At 49.8% G+C, this 25,045-nt stretch carries 21 protein-coding genes; 19 read left to right on the top strand and 2 right to left on the bottom strand.

Annotated features, from left to right (window positions below):
* Nucleotides 1-4: 4 nt before the first annotated feature.
* Nucleotides 5-2,194 carry a hypothetical protein gene (locus GC097_RS03585; protein WP_171681980.1) on the top strand — a complete coding sequence of 730 codons (2,190 nt, stop codon included), beginning with the start codon at nucleotides 5-7 and terminating at the stop codon, nucleotides 2,192-2,194.
* A 239-nt stretch (nucleotides 2,195-2,433) separates the two neighbouring features.
* Nucleotides 2,434-3,012 carry a nitroreductase family protein gene (locus GC097_RS03580; RefSeq protein ID WP_171681979.1) on the top strand — a complete coding sequence of 193 codons (579 nt, stop codon included), beginning with the start codon at nucleotides 2,434-2,436 and terminating at the stop codon, nucleotides 3,010-3,012.
* A 44-nt stretch (nucleotides 3,013-3,056) separates the two neighbouring features.
* On the opposite strand, the gene GC097_RS03575 is transcribed toward GC097_RS03580, so the two are convergent.
* Nucleotides 3,057-3,626 carry a beta-class carbonic anhydrase gene (locus GC097_RS03575; protein ID WP_171681978.1) on the bottom strand — a complete coding sequence of 190 codons (570 nt, stop codon included), beginning with the start codon at nucleotides 3,624-3,626 and terminating at the stop codon, nucleotides 3,057-3,059.
* A gap of 52 nt (nucleotides 3,627-3,678) precedes the next feature.
* The gene (locus tag GC097_RS03570) at nucleotides 3,679-4,002 is read right to left on the bottom strand and encodes an iron-sulfur cluster biosynthesis family protein (RefSeq protein WP_171681977.1); all 324 of its coding nucleotides are present in this window, start codon (nucleotides 4,000-4,002) and stop codon (nucleotides 3,679-3,681) included.
* A gap of 109 nt (nucleotides 4,003-4,111) precedes the next feature.
* Here GC097_RS03570 and GC097_RS03565 point away from each other — a divergent pair, with 109 nt between their 5' ends.
* The 17 genes from GC097_RS03565 to GC097_RS03485 all read left to right on the top strand — a co-directional run bounded on the left by GC097_RS03565 (nucleotide 4,112) and on the right by GC097_RS03485 (nucleotide 25,030).
* Entirely contained in the window at nucleotides 4,112-5,632 is a 1,521-nt protein-coding gene (locus GC097_RS03565; RefSeq protein WP_171681976.1) for a carboxypeptidase M32, read from the top strand.
* Nucleotides 5,633-5,779: 147 nt separating this feature from the next.
* Complete coding sequence (locus tag GC097_RS03560; protein WP_171681975.1) at nucleotides 5,780-6,796, top strand: ABC transporter substrate-binding protein; 1,017 nt, start codon at nucleotides 5,780-5,782, stop codon at nucleotides 6,794-6,796.
* Between the two features lie 46 nt (nucleotides 6,797-6,842).
* On the top strand, nucleotides 6,843-7,613 hold the full coding sequence (locus GC097_RS03555) for an ABC transporter ATP-binding protein (protein WP_171681974.1): 771 nt from the start codon (nucleotides 6,843-6,845) through the stop codon (nucleotides 7,611-7,613).
* On the top strand, nucleotides 7,610-8,452 hold the full coding sequence (locus tag GC097_RS03550; RefSeq protein ID WP_171681973.1) for an ABC transporter permease: 843 nt from the start codon (nucleotides 7,610-7,612) through the stop codon (nucleotides 8,450-8,452). The genes GC097_RS03555 and GC097_RS03550 overlap by 4 nt, the downstream gene beginning before the upstream one ends.
* A 68-nt stretch (nucleotides 8,453-8,520) precedes the next feature.
* Nucleotides 8,521-9,480: an aromatic acid exporter family protein gene (locus GC097_RS03545; RefSeq protein ID WP_171681972.1), complete on the top strand. Its 960-nt coding sequence runs from the start codon at nucleotides 8,521-8,523 to the stop codon at nucleotides 9,478-9,480.
* Nucleotides 9,481-9,594: 114 nt separating this feature from the next.
* Nucleotides 9,595-10,161 (top strand): outer spore coat protein CotE, encoded by a 567-nt coding sequence (gene cotE / locus GC097_RS03540; protein WP_171681971.1) that lies wholly within the window; start codon nucleotides 9,595-9,597, stop codon nucleotides 10,159-10,161.
* Between the two features lie 149 nt (nucleotides 10,162-10,310).
* On the top strand, nucleotides 10,311-11,780 hold the full coding sequence (locus tag GC097_RS03535) for a putative amidoligase domain-containing protein (protein WP_171681970.1): 1,470 nt from the start codon (nucleotides 10,311-10,313) through the stop codon (nucleotides 11,778-11,780).
* Nucleotides 11,781-11,985: 205 nt separating this feature from the next.
* Nucleotides 11,986-14,613 carry a DNA mismatch repair protein MutS gene (gene mutS, locus GC097_RS03530; RefSeq protein WP_171681969.1) on the top strand — a complete coding sequence of 876 codons (2,628 nt, stop codon included), beginning with the start codon at nucleotides 11,986-11,988 and terminating at the stop codon, nucleotides 14,611-14,613.
* A 32-nt stretch (nucleotides 14,614-14,645) separates the two neighbouring features.
* Nucleotides 14,646-16,085, top strand: a complete 1,440-nt coding sequence (locus tag GC097_RS03525) for a S41 family peptidase (protein WP_171681968.1) — start codon at nucleotides 14,646-14,648, stop codon at nucleotides 16,083-16,085.
* A gap of 5 nt (nucleotides 16,086-16,090) precedes the next feature.
* A complete protein-coding gene (mutL, locus tag GC097_RS03520; RefSeq protein WP_171681967.1) occupies nucleotides 16,091-18,106 on the top strand; it encodes a DNA mismatch repair endonuclease MutL in 2,016 nt (671 codons plus the stop codon).
* 4 nt (nucleotides 18,107-18,110) lie between these two features.
* The gene (locus tag GC097_RS03515) at nucleotides 18,111-18,887 is read left to right on the top strand and encodes a class I SAM-dependent methyltransferase (protein ID WP_171681966.1); all 777 of its coding nucleotides are present in this window, start codon (nucleotides 18,111-18,113) and stop codon (nucleotides 18,885-18,887) included.
* A complete protein-coding gene (miaA, locus tag GC097_RS03510; RefSeq protein ID WP_171681965.1) occupies nucleotides 18,881-19,849 on the top strand; it encodes a tRNA (adenosine(37)-N6)-dimethylallyltransferase MiaA in 969 nt (322 codons plus the stop codon). The genes GC097_RS03515 and miaA overlap by 7 nt, the downstream gene beginning before the upstream one ends.
* 66 nt (nucleotides 19,850-19,915) lie before the next feature.
* Nucleotides 19,916-20,155: an RNA chaperone Hfq gene (hfq, locus tag GC097_RS03505; protein WP_028554442.1), complete on the top strand. Its 240-nt coding sequence runs from the start codon at nucleotides 19,916-19,918 to the stop codon at nucleotides 20,153-20,155.
* Between the two features lie 143 nt (nucleotides 20,156-20,298).
* On the top strand, nucleotides 20,299-22,869 hold the full coding sequence (locus tag GC097_RS03500) for a PBP1A family penicillin-binding protein (protein ID WP_171681964.1): 2,571 nt from the start codon (nucleotides 20,299-20,301) through the stop codon (nucleotides 22,867-22,869).
* Nucleotides 22,870-22,914: 45 nt separating this feature from the next.
* Entirely contained in the window at nucleotides 22,915-23,616 is a 702-nt protein-coding gene (locus tag GC097_RS03495) for a peptidylprolyl isomerase (protein ID WP_171681963.1), read from the top strand.
* A gap of 54 nt (nucleotides 23,617-23,670) precedes the next feature.
* Nucleotides 23,671-24,363: an alpha/beta hydrolase gene (locus GC097_RS03490; RefSeq protein WP_171681962.1), complete on the top strand. Its 693-nt coding sequence runs from the start codon at nucleotides 23,671-23,673 to the stop codon at nucleotides 24,361-24,363.
* Entirely contained in the window at nucleotides 24,335-25,030 is a 696-nt protein-coding gene (locus tag GC097_RS03485) for a YdcF family protein (RefSeq protein ID WP_246293926.1), read from the top strand. The genes GC097_RS03490 and GC097_RS03485 overlap by 29 nt, the downstream gene beginning before the upstream one ends.
* The last annotated feature ends 15 nt before the right edge of the window (nucleotides 25,031-25,045 follow it).

Genomic DNA, 25,045 nt, shown 5'->3' with positions numbered 1-25,045 from the left:
ACTTGTGAAGCAACAACGAAAAATGAAACGCTTGCTCAGCCGCTCAGCACTTATGCTTACTGCAGCAAGCTTCCTGACGCTGCCTCTGGCCACATCGGCTTTTGCCGGGAAGGAAGGCGTGTTCCTTAGCGACTCCGTCTACTTTACGCTAGACAAGGTTGCCTTATCCGCAGGTGCCGAGGACGGGTCACTGCGCTTTTCCCTGGGGCTGAATAACAACAGCTCATCTCCCGTGGATTTTAACAATTATGGTGTCAAGGTTATCGATACGAATGGCGTATCTTATACTGCGAAACTGAGCGAAAAGGTGGCCGGACGCGTGAAAGCGGGGGAAACCGGCACATTCAAATTTACTTCTGAAATTCCGGCGAATCTGACACCTGGGCAATTAAAAGTCGATATTTTCCAGTGGAACTACAATGCGATGCGCGACATAGGCGCTTTGTCGGTGGAAGCCGCCATGGAGGAAGCCGGGCAAACTGTGCTGCAGCAAGCTGTTATCAACTTGCAGGAGTTAGACTCGACTTACGCCAATGATGCAGTTCTTACAGCTCAACTGGGCAATAGCTATAAGGTCTACAAAGATGGAGCATGGTTGGTTTATACGGACATGATATTGGAAAACTTAAGCAATTTGACTCTAAAACTGCCGGATTCTCTAGAGCTTAATCTCCAGGATTCAAAAGGGTTAACATATGGTTCGCAGTTTATTTCTGGAAGCGGGCAAACCTTGCTGCCGCAGCAGCCGGTTAAAACGACGATTCAAACAGCTGTTCCAGCATCCCTTGAGCCAAATGGGTTATCCTTGCTGTTCTCACCGAAAGGCAAAGTGAAAACAACCGTGTTGGGCGCTTTAAATGTCGCGAAATCGTTCGTAGTCGGTAAAATCGGTGAGAACACGCCGTATCCGAACGAGGATTTAAGCGGCCTTGAAATCACGACGACGTGGGCCGCGGCAAGCAAGCAATCCGATGGGCTGCACCTGCAAGCCAATGTGACGTTAACGAACAAAAGCGATGGCATCGTGACGATCCCTAACTTGTCCGCTGCGTTTCAAGCGCTTCGCAGCAGTGTGGCTGTCACGTCTACAGACAATGCAGTTCGCACGTCCTACTTATCGCCGAACGAGTCGACAACGTTCCGTTTCTCTGGTATTTTGCCTGCGGGTCTGAATACGGACGCTCTGCAGCTCGTCGTCTCGGAAAAACAAGCTGCGTCGAATGCCAACACACAGACAAATACGGGTACCACCGCAGGCACTGGCAGTGGAAATAGCAGTACCAATAGCAGTAGTGGTAGCGGTAGTACGGGCAATGTGGATACAGCAAACACCGCTAACAACAAAACCGCTTCGCTGCCTGTTTCCATCACAACGCTGGCAGGAGCCGGCAACGGAGGGGAAGTTTCCTCGTATGCGGCTGCGGAAGATTATCAGATCGGCACGCCGTTTAAGCTTAGCTCGAATAATCTCATTGACTCGAACATTGATGTATCCCTCGTAGAGATCGGGATGAGTGAAAGTGAAGATTTTGGCTTCAAAACAATAGTGGCTAAATATAAGCTGACGAATAAAGGAACGACTTCTCTGACGATTCCTGATTTCCAAACGGATCTGACCAGCGATAAAGGTTACACATACTCAGGTGCGCGCCAGTCCACGGTCGCGAAGACGATTGCGCCGAACACCAGCTATGTGATGAATTACTCCTACTTGCTGCCTGGTACAGAAACGGGTAATAAGCTTGCGCTGAACCTCTACGATGCGAATCGATTGGCAGTCGGTTCTTACAAAACGGCAGTTCAGTCCATTCCAACGACAGGTGCAGTATCCTTGTATCCATTCAGCATCGATATTAAAGAATCCACAGTCAGCCCTACGTATAATAAAGATTCCTCATACGTATATCGTCTGCGGCTGGATTTAGATGTACAACGTCAAGAGCAGGTCATTACAGACGCCAACTTCTCAACGCTCGAGTTCGAAGTTGTCGATGCCGAAGGCCGTCAGCTTAGCACGAAGTCCATGAGCTTCACAGGACAGCAGAAGATTATGTCCGGCATACAGTTTATTGATTTCGGTACAATTAAGTCCGAGCAAATAAACTCGGATGTGAAAATTAACATGTATGAGGTTGTTGCAACACCTAATGGCGATGCCAGACGATTCATTAAAACGTTGGATTTGAAAAAGTAATGAAGGTGCCTGTCCCTTTGGGGATAGGCTTTTTTTTGCTTAAAGTGGCAGCACAAAGTACGCCAAATGGGAGTAAGTTCCATAAACGTATTGACAATGAGGCATCCATTTGCAACAATATAAATGAAAATGATTCTCATTATCGTATAAGGACCGATGAAATGTGCAGAGTCAAGCCATTGATTAGCACTAGCAATCAGCTATCAGCTATCATCTATCCAACTGGAGGCAGCGGAGCCATGAGCACTTTACAGATTCAAAGCATACGAGCATTAAGCGAACTAATTAAAGACAGACGTTCTATCCGGGCATTTAGAACCGATCCCATCGATACAGATCTAATCACCGACCTGCTCAACGTGGCAGTGTGGGCGCCAACGCACGGTCTAAGGGAGCCGTGGCGTTTCATTCTATATAAAGGAGATGCCCGTAAGCCGCTTGCTGAGGCAATGATTCGCACCTATACCGCAGAAGAAAAAGAAAGACTCGCCCAGCAGAAACTGGACTACTTCATGCAAATCCCGGCACACCTGATCGTCGTGATGAAAGAAGATCCCAGGCAGAAGCAGTGGGAAGAGGATTATGCATGCGTCAGCTGCTTGATCCAGAACTTTCAGCTAGCGGCGTGGGAAGTTGGGATTGGCGTAGTTTGGAAAACGAATCCGTTTATTCACAACCCGAGCTTCCGCGAAGCGGCAGGCGTTCAGCCAGGTGAGAAAATTGTCGGCTTGCTGCACATCGGCTACCCCGAGCAAGTTCCGGCCGGGCGGCCGCGGACAGATGCCAGAGAGAAACTGACGATTAAAGAAACGATATAAAAACAGAGAACCTCACGGACATTGCCGCGAGGTTCTTCTTATCGTTATTCGATGGCTTGGTAGCCATCTTCAATTAAATCAAGCCGACCGGTTTGGGGGTCAATGATGAGTCCGTGGACCGGCAAATTTTTGGGAAGCAGTGGATGGTTCCGAATGATGTTGACGCTTTTCTCGATGCCCTCTTTGACATGGTCAAAGCCCGTTAACCAACTGTTCAAATTGATGCCGGAATGTCCGAGCGTCGCAATGACATCGTCGGAAATGCCGCGTTTTTTGGCATTCGCAATGACACTGTCTGAATTCAAGCCCGTCATCCCGCAGTCATAATGGCCGATGACGAACACTTCATCTGCATCAAGCTGATAGACAGCAACGATGATGCTCCGCATAATACTTCCAAATGGATGGGAGACAATGGCTCCTGCATTTTTGATAATTTTGGCATCGCCGTTATGCAAATTCATTGCTTTCGGCAGCAGTTCGACTAACCGTGTATCCATACATGTGAGGACAACCATTTTTTTGTCCGGAAATTTCGTGGTCAAAAATTCCTTGTAATCCTCTTTTGCAACAAATTCCTCATTGTAATTCAAAATTTCGCTGATCAAAGTCATAGTATCCCTCCAGGTAGGTTGAAGTGCTGCTTGTCTATCTATTTTGCAGACATTATCTCTTGTCGACTAAGCTCATACCCGCGTTATAAATTTGATTATTGCTCTTCAGTATAAAGGATTTCGTTCCATCGGAAAAGTCAATTTTCATACAATCTTCAAAAAAAATCTCGTCCTTATCTTTGAAAATGAGCTTGAAAACGTTAGTTTCAGCCGTTATATCGTTTCTATCCGCCTCGGAAACAAGCCATAGCGTAGGTACGCCGTTAACGGAACAGCCGCAGCCTTCTGTATCAAAAACAAGCTTTAGCAGGGCTTCACCCTGGCCTATATACGGGGTTAGTCGCTCGATCGCTGACTCAGTAAACGTGATATTCATATATGTCATCTCCCTTGAATGTTTATTTTACCATAAGACTGCATAAATTTGATTCTAAGTAGGGGACGAAGTATGATGAAATCAGAAACTTTTGGAAGGAGATTAGAGCATGAGTGTGCAAACAGCCCCAGCTAAGCTGGAATCGTTCAAGGCATATGTTCGTAAAATGAAGCAGTACGAGGAGGCCATCGCCTTAATTTATTGGGATATGCGCACCGGCGCTCCGAAAAAAGGGATTGAAACACGCTCCGAAGTCGTCGGAGAACTCTCCACTGAAGTATTCCGAATGTCCACTTCCGATGAAATGGGCGGTTATCTCGCGTTTTTCACACAGCCTGCCGAGCTGGAACAGCTTGATGCCATTTCCAAGAAAATGGTCCTGGAATGTAAAAAAGAATACGATCGCTCAAAAAAGATACCGGCAGAGAAGTATCAAGCGTATGTCGTGCTTACGTCTCAATCAGAGTCCGCCTGGGAAGATGCCAAGCATAATTCCGATTGGGCTTCGTTCCAGCCGTACTTGGAGAAAATTGTGGCGGCAACCCAAGAGTTTATTGAACTATGGGGGTATGAAGGCCATAAATATAACACGCTGCTCGATATGTATGAGCCGGGGATGACCGTTGAGAAATTAGATGAGGTATTCGGAGCATTGCGCGAAAAAGCCGTTCCTTTGCTGCAGCGAATCCAAGCGTCGCCGAACCAACCGGATCGCTCGTTTTTGGATCAGCAATTTGAGATTAGCAAGCAGAAACAATTTTCTCTGTCGATTTTGAAACAAATGCAGTATGACTTTGAGGCCGGTAGACTCGATGAAACGGTGCATCCTTTCGCTACGGCGCTCAATCCAGGGGATGTGCGGATTACGACGCGTTATTTGCTGAATGACATCACATCCGCGTTATTTGGAACGATTCACGAAGGCGGACACGCGCTGTATGAGCAAAATATTTCGAAAGATTTGGTAGGCACCAACCTGTGCACAGGCACGTCGATGGGCATTCACGAGTCGCAGTCCCGCTTCTGGGAAAATGTGATCGGGCGCAGTAAATCGTTCTGGGACAGATATTATGGCGAACTCCAAACGACGTTCTCGCCGCAAATAGACAATGTAGACGTCGACACCTTCTATAAGGCGATTAATCACATCGAGCCGTCGTTGATCCGCATTGAGGCAGATGAGCTGACGTACAACCTACATATCATGATTCGTTACGAGCTGGAAAAAGGGCTCTTTAACGGCACAATCGCTGTGGCCGATCTGCCGCAAGCTTGGAATGCCAAATACGAAGAGTATTTGGGGGTAACCCCGGCGAATGATGGCGAGGGCGTGCTGCAGGACGTGCATTGGTCCGGCGGGTCGTTCGGCTACTTCCCATCCTATGCGCTCGGCAATATGTACGCTGCGCAGTTTACCCAAACGCTTCGTCAGGAGCTTCCGGCATTCGATAGCTTGATTGCTGAGGGCAATCTGGCGCCGATTAAGGAATGGCTGACAGACAAAGTGTATAAGCATGGCAAGCTTCTGACGCCGAATGAGATTATTCGCGAGGTGACGGGAGAAGAGTTGAATCCGGATTACTTAGTGCAGTATTTGGAAGAAAAGTATAAGTCGGTGTACGGTATTTAAATAGGTTAAAACAGCATCCTTCGGCAGTGTTCACTGCCAAGGGGTGCTGTTTTTTTGTGCTGTAACCGCTTTTCAGCAAGGTTGCCGTTAACCGTCTTCTGGGCTCCTGCATAGGATAAACTACTACTTTTATCGGAGGGACGTTGTATGAAGATTCGGAAAAGATGGGGAGTTGCTTTATCCGCTGTCCTGCTGCTCAGCAGCATCGTTTCGGCTTGTGGATCGAAAAGCACGGAAACAACCAAGGTTCGCATTGGTGAAGTGACGCGATCCTTATTTTACGCACCGCAGTATGTAGCGCTGTCGCAAGGCTTTTTCAAGGATGAGGGCCTTGATGTAGAGCTTACGACAACACCCGGCGGCGATAAAACGATGACGGCCCTACTCTCGAATGCCATCGATGTGGCGTTAGTCGGCTCGGAAACGTCGATTTATGTGTCGCAGCAGGGCTCGGATGATCCGGTCATTAATTTTGCGCAATTAACGCAAACGGATGGCACCTTCCTGGTGGCCCGCAAGAAAGTGGATTCATTTGATTGGAATTCACTCAAAGGCTCTGTTTTCCTCGGTCAAAGAAAAGGCGGAATGCCGCAAATGGCCGGAGAGTTCACGCTCAAGAAACACAATATTGATCCGCAGAAAGATCTCCAGCTCATTCAAAATATTGAGTTCGCCAATATCGCGACGGCGTATTCGTCAGGAACCGGGGAATATGTTCAGCTTTTCGAACCGCAAGCGTCGATCGTCGAGAAAGAAGGTAAGGGCTTTGTGCTCGCTTCCTTCGGCGTAGAGAGCGGACATTTGCCTTACACGGTATTCATGACTAAACAAAGCTTCATGAAGCAAAACCCGGATACGGTTCAGAAGTTTACGAATGCGATCCAACGCGCACAGCTGTGGGTTGCCGCGAAAAGCGTGGATGATATCACGAACGCCGTGCTGCCGTATTTTAAAGATATCGATGTAGAGATTGTAAAAAGCGTTGTTAAACGCTATAAGGATCAAGGCTCTTTTGCGACAGACGGGATCGTCGATGAGCAGGAATGGAACAATTTGCTGGATGTGATGACTTCCGCAGGAGAGCTGAAACAGAAAGTAGTGTGGAAAACGCTGGTGAACAATACGTACGCGGAAAAAGCAAAAACAACCGTAAAACAACCTTAAGAGTTAACTGGCGTGGGCAGAGATGAGACGAGAGGGGAGTGCAAACATGGAAACAGCTGTTACGGTTAAAGACGTGACGCAAGTCTACGTGACCGAGGAGAGGGCGACACTCGCTGTGCAGGGGATCGATTTGGCCGTTGCGCGCGGTGAGTTCGTAAGTCTCATTGGCCCAAGCGGCTGCGGGAAGACGACCCTCTTGTCGATCATCGCCGGCCTCATTCAGCCAACGGCAGGCACGGTGGCTGTCGCGGGAAAGCCCGTGAACGGTCCGTCCACAAGGGTCGGTTATATGCTGCAGCAGGACTATCTGTTCCCTTGGCGGACAATCGAAGATAATGCTTGTATCGGGCTAGAGATTGCTAGGAAGTTAACGAAAGAAAACAAACAAGGCGTACTAAGCTTGCTGGAGGAGATGGGGCTGTACAGCTTCAAGGATTACTATCCTTCACAGCTTTCTGGAGGGATGCGCCAACGGGTAGCTTTGGTCCGCACGCTGGCTATGGAGCCCGAGCTGCTTTTGCTGGATGAGCCGTTCTCTGCGTTGGATTACCAAACCAAACTTCAATTGGAGGATTTGGTCGTAGAGACGCTGCAAGCCAAGGGGAAAACGGCGCTCCTTGTGACGCATGATATTTCAGAGGCTATCGCGATGAGTGATCGTATTATCGTGCTGGATCCTAATCCGGGACGAATTCGCCAACAATTTATTATTCCGGAAGAAATCCGGAAAGCTGTGCCTTTCGAAGCACGGGAGCTGCCTGGATTCCATACGCTCTTCCGATTGATTTGGCAGGAGTTTGGAGGGCATGACGCATGAAAGAAAAACAAAGCCAACCGGCTCAACCTATAGCTGTTGAAGATTTGCTTATCAAACAAGTTCACAGGCAATATACCCATGCCAGAAAGAAGGAAACGAAACAGGTAAGGCTCGTTCAACTTGCCATTCTCGTCTTGTTTTTTGCCTTGTGGGAAATGGCGGCCCGTTTAAAATGGATCGACGTGCTCCTTTTTAGCTATCCGACAAAAGTATTTAAGCTGCTCTGGGATAAACTGCTGGACGGGAGCCTGCTGCCTCATGTCGGCGTTACGGTCGTGGAAACGATCATCGGCTTTGCACTCGGCACGTTATTCGGCACAGCCTTGGCCGTCGTGATCTGGTGGTCGCCGTTTCTTTCCAGAGTACTCGACCCGTATATCGTCGTCATCAACAGTATGCCGAAGGTCGCGCTGGGTCCGCTTTTTATCGTAGGATTAGGCCCCGGATTGCTCTCAATTATCGCGACTACCCTTTCTATTACGGTGATTATTACAACGTTAGTCGTATATGGCAGCTTCAAAGAGGTTGATCACAATTATGTGAAGGTCGTTTCCTTATTCGGAGGGACGAAGAGGAAAGTATTCCAAAAAGTTATCCTGCCCGCATCGTTTCCGGCTATTGTGTCCACCTTGAAAGTGAACGTAGGCTTAGCGTGGGTCGGCGTCATTGTAGGGGAGTTTCTAGTCTCGCAAATGGGTCTCGGGTATTTAATTATATACGGCTTTCAAGTGTTTAATTTTACGCTCGTCATTTCCACCTTGTTCGTCATTGCGATTGTTGCGACTTTCATGTACCAGATCGTTTCCAATTTAGAAAAAAGATTGACAAAACACCGGTAAAGCTTGCCACTTTGTAATCAAAATGAAATAATGAGCCCATAGTACAACCAATAAAGAGGTGAAACGCTATGGGCTTTCGCGTGCTCAAAACCGCCCTTGCCGTCGGTATAGCGATGTACCTCGCGCATGCATTCGGGGTCAAAACGCCAGCCGCTGCAGGGCTGCTCGCTATTCTCGGCATCGAGGTGACAAAGAAAAAAGGAATTCAAAGCGCGCTTCACCGCATAGCTGCATCTATGCTCGCACTTCTTATGGGGACCTTGTTGTTTAAGCTATTCGGTTTTCATGTGTGGGTTATCGTGCTCTTCGTGCTCCTTGTGTTTCCACTGCTGCACCGTCTGCGGATTTCGGAGGGCACAGTTACGGGAGCTGTCGTCATGCTGCATTTGTTCGCTTACGAGGATGCCGGCTGGACATCGGTTGTGAACGAAATGCTGCTGCTTTTAATCGGCTTAGGAACGGCGACGCTGATCAATATTGCTTACATGCCCAAGGCAGATAAAGCGATGGTAGCGCATAAAAAGAGAGTAGAGGATTTATTTTCGAGTATATTTGTAAATATGGCCAAGCATCTGCGGGATAACTCCGTTATTTGGGACGGTAAAGAGCTTTTGGAGGTCAGCGAAGAGATCGATCAGGGGGCCAGGCAGGCCAAAAGGGCGCTGGACAATACGCTTATTTTCGGAGGCGATTCGTACTGGCGGGTTTATTTCTTTATGAGAGGCGAGCAGTTGGAATCGATTCACCGGATGATCGTCCTGGTGGCCCATGTATATCAGACTTTGCCGCAGGGAGAGCTGCTCGCAAAGATCCTTGAAGATATTAGCCAAACTGTAAAGGAAGACTACTATACAGGGGTAGCCGAGAAAGAATTGCAAGAGCTGGATGCCCGTTATAAAAGGATGCCGCTGCCGGAAAGCCGCGAAGAATTCGAGGTCCGATCGGCGATTTTGCAGCTTAACCGGGAGCTGACGCACTATTTAGCCATTGCCAAAAAACAAAAAAAACACCGCCCGGAGGCGGGTTGACTCTTAAAGATATAACTATGTTTAACAAGTAAAAATAATATAAAATAATTGTCACTCTAGACTAATGTCCTGCATACACTTGTAATGAATGATTGTATGGAGGAGGTTGAAAGGATGTCATTAGATAAAGATTTGCAAAGCAGAGAGATCATTACTAAAGCTGTCTGCGGTAAAGGTCGCAAATTTTCACATGTAAGTCATACCGTGACGCCGCCCTTTTCTCCGACCAGTATATTGGGCGCTTGGATTATTAATAACCAATTCGAGGCGATCCAATCCGGAGAGGGCGTAGAGGTAGTTGGTACTTACGATATCAACATCTGGTATTCTTACGATCGCAACACGAAAACAGACGTTGCAAAAGAAACCGTTTCGTACGTAGAAGTCGTTGGACTAAGCTACTTGGACAAAAAACATAAGCCGACGACAGCTGAAGTATCTGCTGTCGCAACGCAAGAGCCAAACTGCGTAGAAGCCAGTATCGCTTCAAGCGGCGACAGCGTGGTCATTCGGGTGGAGCGCGAGTTCCAAGTCGAACTCATTGCGGAAACGAAAGTGTTTGTCATTGTCAGCCCGTACGGTCCAGGAGACTTCGACGACAAACATGTGGACTTCGATGATAGCGGCGACGGAGATTTCGAGGATCTCGATGCCGAACTTCTTGAGGATGATTTAGGTTAATGAACCTTATACGCCAGTGTATGCTGGCGTTCCAGGTTCGGCAGAGGGCATTTGCCCTCTTTTTTGTTTTCTGGACATATTTGGGCAGTAAACCAAACCACATACAGGCATCGTAGGAAAGGCAGGAGAAACGAGAAGGGGCAAAGCGAATGGAATCATTTTTGCTGCACGCACAGGAGAAAGAAGCGCTGGAGCTGGCGGGACTCATTCAAATTCCTAGCGGAACCGCACTTCCAAAGGATTGGGGCGGCCGCATCGTTATTCACTGGGGGGCCGCTCATGATGAATGGCCCGAGAAACAGGCGCTGCAGCCCATTAAAGCGATTCTGAGGGCCAAGGCAGGCGCGGTGCGAGATGAACGGCTTGCGCTGCATGGCTTGAAGACCCCTCTATCGCTTAAGAAGCGCGGTCAAGTGAAGGATGAGCGGTTGACGTTTACACACAAGTATAAGGTTGCCGTCTTTCATTTACAGACACTTATTGTATATGAAAAAAAAGAAACGCTGCTGCTGTCCGAGCGGGCTCTGCTCGATCAGCGGCAAGCAAACGGGAATTCCGCTTATATCGAGGTGTCGCCGGAGCGGGCCGGCTTTCATGTGCGCAGAGCAAGCCGTGAGGCGGTGAAAGCCATTTATGCGCTTGGGCTGGATTACGGTCTTGTCACCATCGGCGTGCTGGCAACCGGGCATACACTTGTACTGGATGTAGATCCTGTACCGAAGTTGAATGCAAAGCTAACGCAGCTGTTCGCCCAAGCTATTGACCGGTATGAGTTTGCACTCGCCAAGGAGGTGCGCCGCAAGGAGCGGGTGATGTTAGGGACCGATCCTGAGTTTCTGCTGCTGAGTCCGCAAGGCCAAGTCGTCTTCGCTGACCGCTTTCTGACCAGAGTGGGCGAAGTTGCCTGCGACGCGATCGTGCTTAGCGGACATCGCCTGATACTGCCGCTGGCGGAGCTGCGCCCGCAGCCAAGCACAGACCCGCGCGAGCTGGTGAAGAACCTGCAGTCTGCGATGCAGATTGCCGCGCGTTCCATCACGGACGAGAGCCTGGCATGGCTCTCGGGCGGCATGCCGGTGGGAGGCTATCCCCTCGGCGGACATATTCACTTCAGCCGCTGCTGGCTGAGCGTTCATCTCCTGCGCGCGCTCGATAACTACCTCGCGCTGCCATTGATCTTGATCGAAGGCGATACAACGCGTCAGCGCCGGCCGCGGTACGGTTTTCTCGGCGACTTTCGCAAGAAGTCGCACGGAGGCTTCGAGTACCGCACCCTGCCGAGCTGGATGCAATCGCCTCTGATCACGCGCGGCGTCTTCGCGCTTGCCGCGCTCATTGCCGATAATTACTGGCTCCTTACAAGGCAGCCGCTGCAGGACCCGGAGATCGAGGCAGCGTATTATCGCGGGGATAAGCAGCGGCTCCAGAGGGTGGTTGCCAGGCTTTGGCAAGATATTGAGCAGTTGAAAGGATATGAGGTGCACGCTGCCGTTTTGGACCGGTTCCGGGCAAGAATGGCATCCATGGAACCATGGAACGAAAGAGACGACATTCGCAAAGCATGGAAAATTGCCCCGTACAACCGTAAAGAAGCAATTGAAGAAGGAATCATGTTATAATAGAGTATCTATATGAAAATGAAAGATTGGCAATCGCTGAAGGCTCGCAGGTCCGCGCGCATGCTGTCTAAGTGGCAGGGTGTTTGGGACGAGAAGGGCCTTTAGCGGCTGCTGCCTTGGATGAATACGCATGTATGTCTATGAAAATGAAGTACATAGTTTCATAGCGTTAGATTGAATAAGTGATTGGTTGGAGGAACGCAAGGTGGCCCAATATACGCCGATGATTCAGCAATACTTGGCCGTGAAGGCGCAAGTCCCGGATGCTTTTTTGTTTTTTCGTCTGGGTGATTTCTATGAGATGTTTTTTGAAGATGCCATCAATGCTTCCCGCGAGCTGGAAATAACGTTAACCGGAAGAGAAGGCGGAGCAGACGAGAAAATCCCGATGTGCGGCGTGCCGCACCACTCGGCAGAGAACTATATGTCTCGATTAATCGAGAAAGGCTACAAAGTTGCCATTTGCGAGCAGGTCGAAGATCCGGCCGAGGCCAAAGGTGTTGTCCGCCGTGAGATCGTACGGATTGTGACGCCCGGAACCGTCATGGACAGCAAGCTGCTTGGCGAATCAAGCAATAACTACATTGTGTCATTGGTGTCCCGTGTAGAAGGCTATGCCTTTACAGCATGCGATATTTCAACAGGCGAGCTGTATACGACGAAATTAGCGCCATCCTGGGAGCTTGTTGTGGATGAGCTTAATGTGTATAACCCTTCCGAAATTATTACGGATGCGGCGCTTTTAACGACAATTCGCGAATCCGGGGTAACTTGGGGACGCAGCACGGTATTAACCGAGTGGACGCTGTCAGACGAGAATTTGCTCGACGAGCATTTCGCAGAAGACGCCGCACTTACCGGCTTATCCCCGCTGAATCGAAATGGTGTGGCCTTGCTGCTGGCGTATTTGAAAGAAACGCAAAAACGCGCGCTCACCCACGTGAAGCACATTAGGGTTTACGAACCCGATCAGTTCATGACGATGGATCCATTTACGCGCAGAAATCTTGAATTAGTAGAGACGGTCCGCGAGCGGGCGAAAAAAGGTTCCTTGCTCTGGCTCCTCGATAAAACGGTAACGGCGATGGGCGCACGTATGCTGCGCCGCTGGATCGAGAAGCCGCTCATGAGCGTGACGCGCATCGAAGAGCGGCTGGAAGCTGTTAACTTGCTCTACAATCAGCTCATCGTACGTGATGATGTGAAGCAAGCATTGAAGGAAGTTTACGATTTGGAGCGGCTCGTCGCGCGGATTTCCTATGGCAATGCGAATGCCCGCGATATGGTTGCACTGAAGCACTCTTTGCAGCAAGTTCCGCTGCTGCAAGAAGTATGCGCACAATCCGGTTCCGAAACACTCCGCAAGCTGGTCGAGAATATGGACGTCTGCGATGACGTCATGTCCTGGATAGGTAACGCAATTGTGGACGAGCCTCCGGTCTCGATCCGGGATGGCGGGATGATTCGCGAAGGCTATCAGCCTTATCTGGATCAACTGCGCGAGGCAAGCACGAACGGGAAACAGTGGATCGCCGAACTGGAACGCCAGGAGCGGGAAGCGACAGGCATCAAGTCGCTCAAGATCGGCTATAACAAAGTGTTCGGTTACTTTATTGAGGTAACCAAAGCGAATATGTCGGCGCTGCAGGAAGGCCGATATGAGCGGAAACAGACTCTGGCGAATGCCGAACGCTACGTTACCCCAGAGTTGAAAGAGAAAGAAGCGCTCATTCTGGAAGCGCAGGATAAAATGATCGATCTGGAGTATGAGCTGTTCACGGAGCTTCGCGACCGGATTTCCCAGCATATCTCCAGATTGCAGAAGCTGGCGGAAGTGATCGCGACCGCCGACGTGTATCAATCGTTGGCCGCCGTCAGTGCGGCGCAGCACTTCCGCAAACCGGAGATCGGCGAAGGCTTCGATCTCCACATTGAAGAAGGCCGCCACCCCGTGGTGGAGGCGGTCATACAAGACGGCTCGTTCATCGCGAACGATACGCGCCTGGAAGGAGAGCAGGGCCGCATTCTGCTCATTACCGGTCCGAACATGGCCGGTAAGAGCACGTATATGCGGCAGGTTGCCGTGATCTGCCTGATGGCGCAGATCGGCTGCTTCGTGCCGGCCCGGTCCGCGCGCATTCCGGTCACGGACCGGATCTTCACGCGGATCGGCGCGGCCGATGACTTGATCGGCGGGCAGAGTACGTTCATGGTCGAGATGATGGACATCCAAGTGATGACCGAGAAGGCGACGAGCAAGAGTCTTGTCATCATCGATGAGCTCGGCCGCGGCACGTCAACGGGAGAAGGCATGGCGATCGCGCAGGCCGTCATCGAGTTTTTGCATGACCGTATCGGCTGCAAGACGCTCGTGTCGACCCACTTCCATGAGCTCGCGCACTTGGAAGAAAGCCTCCGCCATTTGCGCAATCACTGCATGGCGGTCAAAGAGAGCGGCAGGCAGGTGACCTTCCTGCGCAAGCTCATCCCCGGGGCAGCCAGTACGAGTTACGGCATCTATTGTGCCGAAATCGCCGGGCTGCCGGATGCGATCATTCAGCGCTCGTATGAGCTGCTGAATGGCTTTGAAGAGCGGGCGGCGGGCGCCGCGCAGGTCGCCGCAGCGACTGTGGCGGTTCCTGCTCCTGCGCCCGCCCCGATTCAGCAGCTGTCCCTCTTCGAGGAGGAGGGCACGGCGGCAGCGTCCGGCAAGAAGAAGCCGGACGCCAAATCCCAGCAGGTGCTCGACCAGCTGAAGGGCATTGACTTAATCAATATGACGCCGCTTCAAGCGCTCAATTTAGTTTACGAATGGAAACAAAAGCTGCAATAATTTTCATAATAATCCCCCAAGGAGAGGCGCATATGAAAAACAAGCCGAAATTGAAAGCAATGAAAGTCACGCTAGCGCTCGCGTCTGCTCTTATGTTGGCAATGCCTGTAAATGCCGCATTCGCGAAAGAAGATTTGCAAACCATGCAAGTCAGAGAAATCATTGGAAAACTGCATGTTAGCGGAGTAACGGAAGAATCGCTGGCCGGTCAAAGCATTAAACAAATGATCGAAGGGCTGAAAGATCCTTATACGGTGTTCTTTAGCCAAGAGGAATACAGCCAGTTCACCAGCTCTTTAGAGAATAATTATGTCGGTATGGGTGCCCGTATCGGACTTGATGATCAAGGCGTGTATTTATCGGAAGTGTTCGCCGGCTCGCCTGCCGAGATCGCAGGCTTGCAGCGGGATGACTATGTTCGTGCTGTTGATGGCGTTCCCGCTTCAACGACCTCGATTGACGAAGTGCGCAACAAAATCATCGGCGTGGCAGGCACGAAAGTTAAGGTTACGGTTGAGCGCGGAGGCAAGGAATTGACCGTCGAAATCACGCGCAATGGGGTTAACGTGCCTGAAGTGTACAGCAAGAGCTTTAGCAATGGGGTTGGGTACATTCAAATTACCGATTTTTCCAGTGATGCGGATGAAGATTTCGATGCCCAGCTTGCCGCTTTGCAAGCAAATGGTTTGAAATCGCTGATTATAGATTTGCGCAATAACCCTGGCGGTCTTTTGGATACGGCGCAGAACATTGCGAAGCATTTTGTTAAAGACGGAGTGCTCATTCATACGAGAGACCGAAATGGGACTGATGATCCTGTGCTCATACAAGGCGGGACTACTTTACCCATTCCTGTCTATATTTTGGCAAATGAAAATAGCGCGAGCGCATCGGAAGTACTCTCAGGCGCATTGCAGGATTATAACGTTGCCAAAGTAATCGGCATGCAGACATACGGGAAAGGCAGCGTCCAACAGCTGTATCAATTGGATAACAAAAGTGCGTTGAAAGTGACGATTGAAGAGTATTTAACGCCGAACAAGCGCAAAGTGAATAAAGTCGGGATCATGCCTGACATTAAAGTCGACGGCCCGGCAGCGCAATTGATTACCGCCTTGCATACGGCAGGCATCCCTGATGTGCAAGTTGAAATTTCCAAGCACACCGTGAAGTACAACGGTGTTGAAGTCGGTAGTGGATTTGGCAGCTTCCATGAAAATGGTAAATTTTATGCGACTTCCCGCGGGTTAGCGGCACTAGTCGGGGCAACAATTACATGGAATGACGCGAATCGTACGGTCGACATTTCCGACAGCAAAGGAACTCACGCTATTCCGGTTGAAGCAGACAAGCTGATTATTGAGGATGGAACGAGCTACGTCAATGTAGACCTGTTCGCCCAATATTTCCCGCAGCTGCAAGTGAATGATCAGGGAGAAAATGTTTCCATCCGCGCTGTAAAGGGGAACTAGGCAATATGGGTAAAATCCAGCTTTTAAGCGAGCATATCGCGAACCAGATTGCTGCAGGGGAAGTGGTGGAGCGCCCTTCCTCCGTGGTCAAAGAGCTTGTTGAGAACTCGGTCGATGCAGAAAGCACGCGGATTGACGTGACCATCGAAGAAGGCGGACTGCAGTTGATTCGCGTAGCCGATAACGGGACCGGAATGGCGCTGGAGGATTGTGAATTAGCTTTCCAGCGGCATGCAACAAGTAAAATTGCGACGAGCAAAGACTTGTTTTCTATCCGCACTTTGGGCTTTCGCGGCGAGGCGCTGCCAAGTATAGCGTCGGTATCCCGCCTGGAGTGTGTCACAAGCTCATCTAATGACGGTCTTGGACGGAAAATCTCCATCGAAGGCGGCACGATCCGCACCGTTGAAGAAACAGCGGCTTCACGGGGGACCGAAGTGACGGTAAGGGATTTGTTTTATAACACGCCGGCGCGTCTCAAATACATGAAAACAATCCAAACAGAGCTGGGGCATATCTCGGATTATATGTACCGGCTAGCTCTGGCTCACCCCGGCATTGCCTTTTCGCTCAAGCATAACGGCAACATGCTGCTGCAAACGCTGGGCAACGGCGACTTGCTGCAGGTAATAGCCGGTATCTATGGCACGGCCATCGGCAAGCAAATGCTGCCTATCCAAGTGGACAGCTTGGATTACACCATCTCGGGCTTCGTGGCGAAGCCCGAAATGACGCGCGCGAACCGTGGCGGCATCTCGACCATTGTCAATGGCAGATACGTCCGCAATTTCGCGTTGAATCAAGCTCTGCTGCAGGGATACCATACCCTGCTGCCGATCAACCGCTTCCCGGTTGCCGTGCTGCAAATCGGGATGGACCCTTCTCTGGTGGATGTGAACGTGCATCCATCCAAGCTTGAAGTCCGCTTCAGCAAGGAAGCGGAACTGACAGCGTTGATTGAGTCGGAGATTAAACGGTTGTTTGGCCGGCAAGTCTTGATACCGACGGGGACTAAGCCGTCAGCTCCGAAAGGGGCTTATGTACAGGAGCAGCTTGACCTTACGCGTACGATTGAACCCGTAACAGGAACGCCATCTATCGCTGCGAAAGCACCGGAGATCTCGGAAGAACCGGATGCTTTACGGGTTCAAATCAAGGAAAGCTTTACATCCTACAAACCGGAGCAGAAGCCGGACTTTGAGCCGGCGGCAAGGATGGCAGAGCCTAAATCCTGGTCGCCTTCTGCCCAGATTCCGAAGAGTTCGCCTAGTACGGGGTCATCCTACTCTACTCGTTCTTCAATACCATCGAATAACACGTATTCGCCTCCTGCGGCCAACCCGAGACAGGTTTCGATTCAGCAGCAGCGCCGTACGAACGAAGCTTTCATGGATTTGCTGCCTTCCAATCAGGATAGCGACGCGCCTAAGCTGCCTGCTTTTCCAAGATTAGATCCCATCGGTCAAATGCACGGGACCTACTTGATTGCACAGAACGAGGAAGGTCTATATTTGATTGACCAGCATGCCGCACATGAGCGAATCAATTATGAATATTATTACGAGCGTTTTGGCAATCCTGCTGAGGCAAGCCAAGAATTGCTCGTTCCAATTACACTGGAGTTTACGCCGTCCGAGGCGGGGATCCTTTCAGAAAGATTGTCCCTGTTTGAGCAAGCCGGCGTTTATATGGAAGCATTCGGCGGAAATACGTTCTTGGTACGCGCTCATCCGCATTGGTTTCCTTCTGGGGAAGAGAAGGGGATCGTCGAAGAAATGTGCGAGTGGGTGCTGAGCGAGAAGAAGGCCGTTGATATCGCCAAACTGAGAGAGAAAGCAGCGATTATGTGTTCCTGCAAAGCTTCCATCAAAGCGAATCAAGGGCTTAGCGTTCTGGAAATGGAGACGCTCATAGATCGTCTTTCCGGCTGCCGGAATCCGTATACGTGTCCGCATGGACGACCTATTGTCGTCAGTTTTACGACCTATGAACTGGAAAAAATGTTTAAGCGAGTGATGTAATCCCGTGATTGTAACGACTTCGTATAACCCGTCGGGTGAAATTATAGAGAAAGCAGGGCGGCTGGCCGCAGCATATGGCGGTCGAGTCGTCCCCAGGCGGAAGTATTCTTTGGAACATCTTAGGAAAAATTATAAGGATCATTCCCTTCTGCTTGTGACAAGAGAAGAGATCAGGTACTATGAAGATGACCATCCTGCTGCTTTTTTCCATCCCAGCATGGCACTCGTTCGCGTGAAACGTATGCTCAGAGGCGAATCGGACTTACTGATTGAAGCTTCCGGTGCGGCTCTTAGCGATGTCATCGTGGATTGCACAGCAGGCTTAGCGTCAGATTCGATCGTGTTCTCCTTCGCAGTCGGCGCGCAGGGAAGTGTCACTGCCATAGAAAGCGAAGAAATTCCGGCCATGCTGATTCAAGAAGGCTTAGCCCTCTACGAATCGGAGGTGGCGGAGCTCAATGAGGCCATGAGGCGCATTGCGGTCAGAAAGCTTCATCATCTTGCTTACTTGAAGCAATTAGCTTCTCAAAGTGTCGATGTTGTTTATTTTGACCCGATGTTTCGCAGTCCGATTGAAGAATCGCAAGCGATTTCTCATCTCCGAAGGAATGCGAACGATGAGGCTGTCTCTTTGGCTTCTATCGAGGAGGCCAAGCGTGTTGCACGCAAAAGCATTGTGCTCAAAGAAAATCGCGACAGCAGTGAATTTGCCCGTCTCGGATTTGAGCACGTATTACGATCGACGACCAAAACAACGTATGGAGTGATTCGACTGTGTTAGCCCCATCAGCCAAGCCGAAATTACTCGTGCTTCTTGGTCCCACGGCAGTTGGCAAGACCAAGCTTAGTTTAGAAATCGCACAGAAGTTCGGGTGCGAAATTATTTCCGGAGATTCCATGCAGGTGTACCGGGGAATGGATATTGGAACAGCTAAAGCGAGCGAAGCCGAACAGCTTCTAGTTCCACATCATTTAATCGATATTCATGATCCCTCCTATCCTTTTTCTGCAGCGGAATTTCAAGAGCGGGTAAAACAATTAATTCTTGATATCCACTCGCGTGGAAAGCTTCCTTTTATCGTAGGAGGTACAGGGCTTTATATTGAGTCCGTATGCTACAATTACCAATTTACGGAAGTCAGCATGGATGAGGCGTTCCGCCTCGAGCAGGAGGCATACGCCACAGCATATGGCGACGAAGCCCTGCACCTGAAGCTGCGCGAGATTGATCCGGAAAGCGCAGACCGGCTTCATGCCAATGACCGCAGACGGGTCATCCGGGCTATGGAAATTTATCATGTCTCCGGTGAGACGATGACATCGCATTTGGCCGCCCAGAAAAAAGAATCTCCTTACGAACTATGTATCATTGGATTGACAATGGACCGCGCTCTCTTATATAAGCGTATTGAGGAACGGATCGACGCAATGATGCAAGAGGGACTCGTGGAAGAGGTTCAATCGATTCTGGATACGGGTTGTCCGAAGCAGGCTATTTCCATGCAGGCTCTCGGCTACAAAGAAATCGTCAGCTATCTGGAAGGCGAGCTAACCCTGGAGGAGGCTGTTACGCTGCTTAAGCGGGATACACGCCGTTATGCCAAGCGCCAGCTGTCCTGGTTCCGGCATATGAATGATATCCAATGGGTGGATGTGACGGAGCCGGCAAATTTTTCTGCCCATTTCTCGAAGATTAGTGATATACTAGCAGGAAAGTTTGTACATAAAATTGAATATACTTAACTAATATGACCACTAGAAAATAGCGCCGTCTGGCGATAGTTTCATTCCATTAAGGGGGACCTACTGATGAACCGATCCATCAATATTCAGGACAATTTTTTAAATCAACTTCGCAAAGAAAGTATTCCCGTAACCGTCTATCTAACGAATGGGTTCCAAATCAGAGGGCTGATCCGCGCTTTTGACAATTTCACAATCATCATTGACAGCGAAGGCCGTCAACAAATGGTGTACAAGCATGCCATTTCCACCTTCACGCCGCAACGTGCCGTTTCCCTAATGGCTGCTACGGAAGCTACGGAATAATATTCCTTTACTTCTTTGGTTTTGCAACTTTTTAATGGACTGAACCGTCTAACCGAATATAAACTTGTGGGAGCAACCTTGTATAAGGTTGTTCTTTTGTTGGTAAATAGATAAAGAAATGTACAACGAGGGAGTCGGTGGATTTGGAGAAACCTACGAACAAACAGTCAACTACGAATGCCAAGACGAAACCGCAAGGCAATAAGAAAGGCTCTAAAAAGAAGAAGTTTAGTTTCCGCAAATTAATTTTGGGTTCTATTATAGCAACGATTTTGGCATTCATCTGTGCAATGGCTATCTATATTGTCGTTATTATGAACGGATTTAAGATTCTGGAAACGAACATCGATAAAATCGAGACGACGACCGAATCGACACTCATTTATGCGCAGGAAGAAGGCAAGGATAAGCAGGCAAAGGAAATTGCCAAAATTTATAAAGGCGAGAACCGCGAAAGCGTGAGTATCAAAGACGTTCCCGAGCGCTTGAAGCAGGCGTTTATTGCGACCGAAGATCGCCGGTTCGAGCAGCATTCCGGCGTCGACTTCTGGTCGATTGGCCGGGCGCTCGTCAAAGACGTTATTCATATGAGCGCCGTTGAGGGCGGAAGCACCATTACCCAGCAGTTGGCCAAAAACGTGTTCCTCAGCTCTGAGAAAACCGCCTTCCGCAAAGGAACGGAGATGTCCATCGCTTTTGCGCTGGATGAAAAATACACCAAAGATGAAATTCTAGAACGCTACTTGAATCGTATTTTCTTTGGAAGCAACGCGTATGGTATCAAAGCGGCTGCCAAAGTATACTTCGGCAAATCTAATTTAAATGATTTGAAGGTCTGGGAAATGGCGACCCTCGCTGCTTTGCCCAAAGCGCCATCGAGATATTCGCCGTTAGCGAATCCGGATCTGTCCAAAGAACGCCGGGCTGTCGTCCTCAAATTGATGGCGGATCAAGGCTATATTACGGAAGCCGAGCGCGCAGAAGCTGCCGCTGTGGATTACGTACCGCCGACAGCGTCTGCTCAAAACACGAAAGATTATGCCAGCTATGTGGATTATGTTATGAATGAAGCGGAAGACATGTACGGTATTGACGAGGATGAATTGTTGACGAAGGGTTACCGCATCTATACAACAATGGATCCGAAAGCTCAAAAAATTATGGAGGATACGTACGCGAATCCGACCTTTTTCCAGAAAGATGCTACCGACGGTCAGAAAATTCAAAGCGCCATGGTCATTGTCGATAATAAAACAGGCGGTTTGATGGCGATGATCGGCGGCAGGGATTACAAATCGCGAGGATTCAGCCGTATTTATTCCAAAAGGCAGCCAGGCTCGTCCTTCAAGCCGATCGCCGCATACGGTCCCGCATTGGAGAGCGGGGATTACACGCCGTACTCGATGATGGATGATTCGCAAACCACATTCGGGAATGGGACCTATTCTCCACGCAACTATGACCGTATAACGCATGGGCAAGTCACGATGCTTGAAGCGGTGAAAAAGTCATACAACCTGGCTCCAGTTTGGTTGCTCGAGAAAATCAACGTGACTACCGGCATCGAGTTTGCCAAAAAGCTGGGCATCCAGCTGAATCCGCAGAAAGACAGAAACTTGGCTATCGCTCTTGGCGGTCTTACGGATGGCGTTTCCCCTCTGCAAATGGCGACTGCTTATTCAGCCTTCGCGAACCAAGGGGTTATGAATAAAACTCATGCCATCCTTCGCATTACGGACGCGCAGGGGAAAGAAATCGCCGCTTATAAGCCGGAGAAGAAACAAGTGATTCAGCCGAAAACGGCTTATTATATGACGCTTCTTCTTCAAGGTGTTGTAGAGCCGGGCGGTACGGGTACCAAGGCGAAATTCAATCGTCCTGTCGCAGGTAAAACAGGTTCAACAGGTTTGGATATCAAAGGCATCGAGCAATATGACCGCGACGTCTGGTTCGTCGGCTATACGCCGGAATGGACGGCAGCCGTGTGGGAGGGCTTCGATAAGGTTGATGCGAAGCACTATGTCACCGTCGGCAGCGGAAGCACGGCCGCTATTTTCAAAGAGATCATGTCCAAGTCGCTGGAAGGCCGTCCTGCCACGAACTTTGTCAAGCCTGACAATGTGCCTACGCCAACCGAAACACCAACCGGTATTACGGATCTTACGGCCGTGTATGAGATCGATAAGAAATCTGTTAAACTAACATGGACAGCGCTTGGCGACAATAAGACAAATTATAATGTATACCGCAAAGGCTCCAAGGAGACGGATGCCAAGCTGCTGACGCAATCGCCTGTGCCATCCGTGAATGATTCGTCGGTATACAGCGGGGAAGCGTATCAATATTATGTGGTTCCGTTCAGCGTAGACACGAATGTAGAAGGTGCCAAGTCGAATGTAGCAGCTGTGGAAATTCCGAAGGATGAAACACTTCCGGAAGGAATGAAACCGACACCATCGCCGGGCGTGTCGCCAACTCCTCCGCCAGGCGGCAATGGGAAGGATACGTTGAACCCGACGCAGTCTCCAGGTACGAAGCCTACGCCGACGCCATCGCCGGGCAATACCGGCAAACCGGAGCCGAATACGAGTCCTAGCACGCTGCCAAGCCCGACGCCGACGCCGACCAATAATAAGCCGGCAGATGGACCGGTTGATAAACCGAAGGATGGCAATCAGAATGAGAGCCAGACCAATGCTCCCAAGCAGCAGTAAGTTTAGTTTCCAAAATGAACCCACGATAAGACGGAGGAATTCACAATGAACTTGCCTAAAACGAAGAAACTATTGCCGCTCACACTGATCGCACTAACGCTGCTCGCTTCCGCTTGCGGCAATAAGCCGACCGAAACGGCTGGCGGAACGGCAACGCCAAAAAGCGGCGCTACGGCGCCGGCAGCTGCTTCGCCTGGGGCGACGCCGACGGCTAAACAATGGAGCAAAGCGCCTGACATGACCATCGATACGAACAAAACGTATCAAGCGGAAGTCACGACGTCGAAAGGCTCGTTTACGATTGATCTTTTCGCCAAAGATGCTCCAAAAACCGTTAACAACTTTGTGTTTTTATCCAAAGAAGGCTTCTATAACAATGTGACGTTCCACCGCATTATCAAATCATTCATGATTCAAACGGGCGATCCGCAAGGCACGGGAATGGGCGGACCTGGCTATAAGTTCGCTGATGAGCTCAAAACAACGCACAAATATGAACCAGGCATTGTTGCTATGGCCAATTCCGGTCCAAATACGAACGGCAGCCAATTTTTTATCTGTTCAGGTGCTGACTGCGCGAATTTGAACCAAATGCCGAACTACACCATTTTCGGGAAAGTGACGCAGGAGGGTATGGCAACAATTGCGAAAATTGCTGATACGCCGGTAGAAATGGGCGGAGAGGCATCACCAAGCAAACCTAAAGAAAAAGTAACAATCAACGCCATCACAATTAAAGAGAAATAGAATAAATTAGCTGTAACGACACACAAGCGGGGTACAAGATGGGAGGGATGCCGGGTGAAACAGCCCTGTTTATTGTTCCACGGATTTACAGGCGGGCCTTACGAGGTGGAGCCGTTAGCCCGGCATTTGCGTGAACGCGGCCAACTATGTAAAGTACCGGAGCTCCCATGGCATGGGGAATCTTATCACCAATTGAAATCATCCCGCTGGGAAGATTGGGTAAAGGCGGCTGAAGAGCATGCGGAAACGATGACCCGGGACTATGGCCAATTCGATATGGTGGGTTTCTCCATGGGGGGACTGCTTGCTGCCTATTTATCCGTGAGATATCCGGTCCGCCGGCTTATTTTACTGAACACAGCTGTTATCTATGTAAGTCCTGGCCGTATGCTTGAAGAGATGCGCAACGAATGGAAATATCAAAGGAAAATTTCGCTTAACAAAGCCAAATCAACGCCGTTAAGTGCCGCTTGGCAGTTTACCCGGTTAGTTCGCAAATTAAAGCCTGAGTTAAGTCAGGTGAGTATTCCTACTTTGATTGCACAATCCGAGAGGGATCATGTGATTCATCCACAAAGTGCGCGCTACATTTATAGGAAAGTGAGAGGTCAACGGGAGATTCACTGGCATCCCAGATCCAATCACCTCATTTGCCATAGTGACGATGCGGCCGTGTTGTTTCGTCAAGTTAGCGCATTTTTGGATAAGGAGTATACGGATGACGGCAAAAACAAATATGAACCGTAAACAACGAACCGTTTCCCCGAAACCGAAAAAAGCAATCAAGCCTGCACGGAAGTCGGGGCTCTACCGGACGCTGGTCAACCTGTTTCGCACGATTGTCGTCGTGTTCCTTATCGGACTGGCCTGGATCGTTTATATCCAGTGGAAGGTGCAAGTCGCTCCGGATCAAGCGCTGCCTAAGCAGGTCGATGTCGGCATTGTGCTGGGAGCGTCCTTGCGCCAAGATATCCCAAGTCCCGGTTTGCAGGAACGGCTTGATTTGGCCGTAGATTTGTATAATCAGGGAAAATTCAAGCAGTTGATCGTTAGCGGCGGACTGGATCATAACGGCTCCAAGCTGACAGAAGCGGAGGGCATGCGGAATTATTTGGTGAACAAGGGGATTCCCGTCAAAAGTATTCTGATCGAGCCTCGGGCGACCAGCACGTATGAGAATTTGTTATTCTCTAAGCAAATAATGGACGAGCAAGGCCTTGTGAGCTCCATCATCATGACGCACTCTTACCATGGTTCTCGGTCCTTAGATATCGCCGAAACGGTTGGATTGAAAGATCCGCTCGTTTCATCGACCAAATCCAAGGTGCTTTTCATGCCTTACCATGAAGTCAGAGAAACGCTTGCCTATACGAAGTGGATATGGACGAAGGTGCTGCTCAAAGCAGGCATCTAGAAGAAGAAAGGCATG

Origin of the sequence: Paenibacillus planticolens (genome assembly GCF_013141725.1) — a bacterium.
Classification (GTDB): domain Bacteria; phylum Bacillota; class Bacilli; order Paenibacillales; family NBRC-103111; genus Paenibacillus_E; species Paenibacillus_E planticolens.
The sequence above is the reverse complement of the archived record's forward strand: the minus strand, read 5'-3'. Positions and strand labels throughout refer to the sequence as shown.